The organism is Deinococcus pimensis DSM 21231, from assembly GCF_000519345.1.
In the GTDB taxonomy this organism is placed as follows: Bacteria; Deinococcota; Deinococci; order Deinococcales; family Deinococcaceae; genus Deinococcus_A; species Deinococcus_A pimensis.
Window position 1 is genome coordinate 1,687 of sequence record NZ_KI912655.1, and the last position, 5,113, is coordinate 6,799.

Here is a 5,113-nt window from a genome sequence, read left to right on the forward strand (position 1 = left end):
CGAGGTCCAGCGCGACCGGCAGGGGCAGCCGCGCGAAGTCCCGCGCGAAGCGCACGAGGGTCGGCTCCACGTCCCCGCGCGCGAGCAGGCGATGCCCGCGCGACGTGTGCAGCGCCATCAGCGTGACGCGGCCCTCGTGCTCCCGCGCGAGCCGCTTCAGGAACGGTACGCCGCGCGAGACGCACCCGGCGCACTCCAGGTTGAACACCATCACGAGGCCGGGTCGGCCCCAGCGGTCGGGCGTGGGCAGCGCTTCGCCCCAGACGAAGTCGGTCGGCGCGGGCCAGGGGAGGTCCATACCCCAGGATCGCGCGTGGAGTTGCCCGGCGGACGGTCCTTTCAGACCCCTCGTGTTAACCTCTCCTGCATGAAGACCCTGACGGTGCTGATGGCGGCGTGGCTGGCGGGTTCGGCGTTCGCGGCGAGCGTGGCGGACGTGAAGCGCAAGGGGGAGCTCGTCCTCGGGACGGACCCGCAGTTCGCGCCCTTCGAGTTCAAGGACGCGCGCGGCGAGATCCAGGGCTTCGACATCGACATCGCGCGGGCCGTCGCGAAGGACCTCGGGGTGAAGCTCCGGATCGAGAGCGTCGGCTTCGGCGCGCTGATGCCCGCCGCGGTGACGTCGCGCCGGGTGGACATCGCGATGTCGGGCATCACCATCACAGGGGAGCGGGCGAAGGTCGTGTCGTTCAGCGATCCGTACTTCCGAAGCGCGCAGGTGCTGATCGTCCGCGCGGGCAACCCGAAGAAGGTCGCGTGGCCCGCGAGCAGCATGAAGGGCCGCACGATCGGGGTGCAGGCGAACACGACGGGGCAGTACGTCGCGGACGAGTCGCTGAAGAAGATCGGCGCGACGATCCGCGTGTACGACGACTTCGCGTCGGGCCTCGCGGACGTCCGCGCGGGCCGCATCGACGCGCTCGTCGGGGACGCGCCCACCGTCGACGACCTGCGCCGCCGCCTGCCCGGTCAGTTCGCCGGGGCGGGCAAACCCCTCGCCGAGGAGGACTACGGCATGGCGTTCTTCAAGGGGAGCGACCTCGTGGCCGCCGCGAACCGCACGCTGGCCCGGCTGAAGTCCAGCGGCGAGTACCAGAAGCTGCTGAACAAGTGGATCGTGCAGAAGTAGTCGAGGGCTTCCGGACGGTCCTGTCGGGCGCGTGGCCCGCGCTGCTGTGGCAGGGGACCCTCCTGACGCTCGGCGTGAGCCTCGCGGCGCTCGCGGTGTCCCTCTCGGCGGGGACGCTGCTGGGCCTCGTGCGGTCCTTCCGGGTGCCGGTGCTGGGGAGGCTGGGGGACGCGTACGTGGAGGTCGTGCGGGGCGTGCCGCTCATCGTGCAGCTCAGCTTCGTGTACTTCGGCCTGACGAGCTTCGGGATCGTGCTGCCCGCCTTCGTCGCGGCGACGCTGGCGCTGGGCCTGTACTCGGCGGCGTACGTCTCGGAGATCGTGCGGGGCGGTCTGCTGGGCGTGCCCGCCGGGCAGCTGGAGGCGGCGCGCTCGCTGGGCCTCTCGCGGGCGCAGGCGCTGCGCTTCGTCGTGCTGCCGCAGGCGTGGCGGGTGGCGCTGCCCGCGCTCGGCAACGAGTACGTCAGCCTGATCCTGGGGTCGAGCCTCGCGTCGGCGGTGACCTTGCAGGAACTGTTCGCGCAGGGCCGCGCGATCATCGGAGCGACGTACCGCCAGTTCGAGGTGTACGCGGTGCTCGCCGTGATCTACTTCGTGCTGACCTTCGCCCTCACGAGGCTGCTGCGGGCGCTGGAGGCGCGGCTCACGCCCGCGCACTCGCGGGAGCCCGCCGCGCGGAGGGTGATCTGATGGACGTGGAGAACGTCGTGCTGCTCGAACGCGAACTGCCGAGCGCGAACGTGGTGCTGGTGCGGGGCGAGCGGCCCGTGCTGATCGACAGCGGGTACGGCAGCGACGCGGCGGACCTGGACGCTCGGCTGCACGCGCTGGGCATGAGGCCGGAGTCGCTGGACCTCGTGCTGAACACGCACTTCCACACGGACCACGCGGGCGGCAACCATCACCTTCAGTCGCGGTACGGGGTGCGGGTGGCGGCGCACCGCTGGGAGGCGGACCTCGTGAACCGCCGCGCGCCCGAGGCCTGCTCGGCGGCGTGGCTGGACCAGCCGATCGAGCCTTACCGGGTGGACGTGCCCCTCGCGGGCGGTGAGGTCGTCGAGACGGGTTCGGCGCGGCTGGAGGTGCTGCACACGCCGGGGCACACGCTGGGACACCTGAGCTTCTGGGACGCGGCGTCACGGACGCTGGTGTCGGGCGACACCGTGCACCTGCGGGACGTGGCCTGGGTGAATCCCTTCCTGGAGGGCGCGGGCGCCGCGGACCGGCTCGCGGGCTCGCTGGAGCGCCTCGCGTCCCTCGGCGCGCGGGTGGTGCTGACGGGACATGGGCCGCCCCTCACGGACCCCGACGTGGAGTTCCGCTCGGCGCTCGCGCGCCTGACGCGCTGGATCGCCGAGCCCGAGCGGCTGTCCTGGCACGGCGCGAAACGCATCCTCGCGTACGTGCTGATGCTGCGCGGCGGCCTCACGCGCGAAGAACTGGAGCCCTACCTCCTGGCGCGTCCCTGGGTGCACGACTACGCCCGGCACGCCTTCCGCGTCACGGACGCCGAGTTCGCGGGAGCGCTCGTCGCGGAGATGCTGCGCTCGAACGCGGCGCGCTGGGACGGGGACGTGCTGCGCGCGAATCTGCCGCATCACGTGCCAGACAGGGCGTGGCTGGCGGCGGCGCCCTTCCCGGCAGACTGGCCCTAACGTTCCATGGGCCGTTCGCGGATCGCGTCGCGGATCTCCGCGAGGAGCTTCTCCTCGTTGCTGGGCTCCACCACCGCGGGCTTGTCGGCGCGCTTGAAGCGCTCCATGAGGCGGTTGACGGGCGTCACGACGAGGAAGTAGATGACGGCCGCGACGAGCAGGAAGTTGATCACGGAGGAGACGAACGCGCCGTAGTCGAAGACGGCGCCGCCAAGGGTGAACGTCCCGCCGACCCGCGCGCCGCCCCCGGTGATCGCCTTGATCAGCGGATTGATGAACGAGTTCGTGAACTGCGTGACGACCCCGCCGAAGGCCGCGCCGATCACGACGCCTACCGCGAGATCCACGACGTTGCCGCGCAGGATGAAGTCCCGGAACCCCTTGAGCATGTCAGTAGCCTCCCGAGGGGCATCATGACAGGAACCGGGCGTCGGCGGCGAGGGAATTGGGGGGTCAGCGCACGATCGCGCGGGCGGCACCCCGAGGATGCCGCCCGCACGCGTCCGGATCGTCTGTCCGAAGCGGAGGCTCAGGCCTGCCCGCGCTGCTCTTTGACGGCGTGCGCGCTGTAGCCGAACTGCAGGTTCACGCCGACCGTGTCGCCGAGGATGACGCGCGCGAGCTCCCCGAGGGTCGCGCCGCCCGCGCGGACGTCCATGCGCAGTTCCCGCGAGAGTTCCGTGAGGCTCACGTCGTCCAGCATGAGCTCCGTACCGTAGCGCAGCGTGGTGGGCGGCACGAGCAGCAGGTCCGCCTCGCCGGGCTGCACGCCGTGACGGAAGCAGCGGCCCGTCAGCAGACCCGCCACGGTGGTGTTCAGGCCGAAGGTGCGGTTCTCGATGGCGCGCACCTCCAGCTCCAGGCCCTCCACGCGGCGCAGGGGCTCCACGGCGCGCTCCAGCGCGGGCGCGAAGAGCGTGCCCGTCCCGAGGATCACGCGGCGCGGGCTGACGCGCGCGGGCAGGCCCTCGGGGAGGTCCTCGCCGAGGAAGTCGCGGATCATGCCGACGCCGTTCTCCAGCATCGGGAAGCCCTCGTAGGCCTCCTCGGAGGGCAGCGGCTCCCCCGCGAGGAGGTAGAACTCGTCGCTGGGGAACACGAAGCGCGTGCCGCGCTCGTCGAGCATCTTCTTGCGCCAGCGCTCGGTGCGGCGCAGCACGTCGGCGGCGCGCTCCCGGTCGAAGGTGTCGACGTGCGCGAGGTTCGTGCGGTGGTCCGTGAGGCCCACGGGCACCACGGCGACGCTCACGACGTTCGGACGGCTCGCGAGGTAGTCGAGCGTCTCGTCGAGGTACTCGCCGTCGTTGCGGCCCGGCACGAGCACCACCTGCGTGTACAGGTCGATGGGTTCGAGCCGCTCGATCATGCTGCGGATGTCGGTGGTGCGCTCGTCCTTCACCTTGAGCTTCCACCACTTCATCAGGTCCTGGCGCAGGTCCTGGTTGGCGGTGTGGACGCTGACGTAGAGCGGCGAGAGGTTCTCGTCGAGGATGCGGTTCACGTCCGCCTCCGTCAGGTTCGTGAGGGTCACGAAGGAGCCGTACAGGAACGACAGGCGGTAGTCGTCGTCCATGATGTACAGGCTCTTGCGGAACCCGCGCGGCATCTGGTGGACGTAGCAGAAGTCGCACTTGTTCGCGCACTTCTTGATGCCGTCGAAGAGGACCTCCTCGAATTCGAGGCCGGGGTCCTCCCACTCCACCTCGAAGGTGAAGGTGGGCGCCTCCGTGGCGCGCAGGGTGTGGTGGTCCTGCGGCGTCGCGAAGAAGGCAGGCGCCTCGGGACGCGCGATCTGAAGTTCGGCGCGGCCCTGCGTGAGCAGGTGACGGTACGCGAGGATGTCCGTCACGGCGTGCCCGTTGACGCGCAGCAGCTGATCGCCGGGCCGCACGCCCGCGCGCTCGGCGGCGCTGCCGGGCTCGACGCTCTTGATCTGGGCGGGAAAGATGTCTGTCTTGCTGGGCTGCACGCTCGCCTCCGTGGGGCTTCTCGCGCGGCCGCTTCTCACGCCGCGCCTCTCCTGTCTCGACCGGGCCGCCCCTGCGGGGCGTCCGGGAGTCTCCAAAGAAGGGATTGTATCAGTTCGGACTCAGCGCTTGGGGACCTGAGGCACACAATTTTCAAGAATGCCTTCTCCTCGTCTCCCTCGCTCCGACGCGGGCACGCCTGCTAGTGTGACCCTCGTGACGTCCGCCCCATCGTCGTCCCCGCCCGAATCCACGGGTCTCGCCGCCACGCGCAAGGCCCGGCCCGGCACGGAGCTCCTCGCGGAGCGCGTCTTCCGTCCGCTCGCCCAGCGGCTCGTGGGGCCCCTCGCGCGGCTCGGCGTG

Annotated in this window: 5 protein-coding genes and 1 pseudogene; 3 read left to right on the forward strand and 3 right to left on the reverse strand. The window is 71.0% G+C overall.

Features of this window, described 5'->3' with window-relative positions:
• Positions 1-298, reverse strand: a pseudogene (locus DEIPI_RS31665) (TlpA family protein disulfide reductase); the annotation flags it as partial.
• Between the two features lie 69 nt (positions 299-367).
• On the opposite strand from DEIPI_RS31665, the gene DEIPI_RS0115780 reads away from it, so the two are divergent.
• Genes DEIPI_RS0115780 through DEIPI_RS0115790 form a run of 3 tightly spaced genes read left to right on the forward strand, consistent with a single transcriptional unit; the run spans position 368 to position 2,783 of the window.
• Positions 368-1,129 carry an ABC transporter substrate-binding protein gene (locus DEIPI_RS0115780; protein WP_027482414.1) on the forward strand — a complete coding sequence of 254 codons (762 nt, stop codon included), beginning with the start codon at positions 368-370 and terminating at the stop codon, positions 1,127-1,129.
• Positions 1,111-1,818, forward strand: a complete 708-nt coding sequence (locus tag DEIPI_RS0115785) for an amino acid ABC transporter permease (RefSeq protein WP_027482415.1) — start codon at positions 1,111-1,113, stop codon at positions 1,816-1,818. The genes DEIPI_RS0115780 and DEIPI_RS0115785 overlap by 19 nt, the downstream gene beginning before the upstream one ends.
• Complete coding sequence (locus tag DEIPI_RS0115790; protein ID WP_027482416.1) at positions 1,818-2,783, forward strand: MBL fold metallo-hydrolase; 966 nt, start codon at positions 1,818-1,820, stop codon at positions 2,781-2,783. The genes DEIPI_RS0115785 and DEIPI_RS0115790 overlap by 1 nt, the downstream gene beginning before the upstream one ends.
• On the opposite strand, the gene mscL is transcribed toward DEIPI_RS0115790, so the two are convergent.
• Positions 2,780-3,172: a large conductance mechanosensitive channel protein MscL gene (gene mscL, locus DEIPI_RS0115795; RefSeq protein ID WP_027482417.1), complete on the reverse strand. Its 393-nt coding sequence runs from the start codon at positions 3,170-3,172 to the stop codon at positions 2,780-2,782. The two genes, DEIPI_RS0115790 and mscL, sit on opposite strands and share 4 nt — an antisense overlap.
• A 140-nt stretch (positions 3,173-3,312) precedes the next feature.
• Entirely contained in the window at positions 3,313-4,791 is a 1,479-nt protein-coding gene (locus tag DEIPI_RS0115800; RefSeq protein WP_245588580.1) for a DUF512 domain-containing protein, read from the reverse strand.
• Positions 4,792-5,113: the final 322 nt, after the last annotated feature.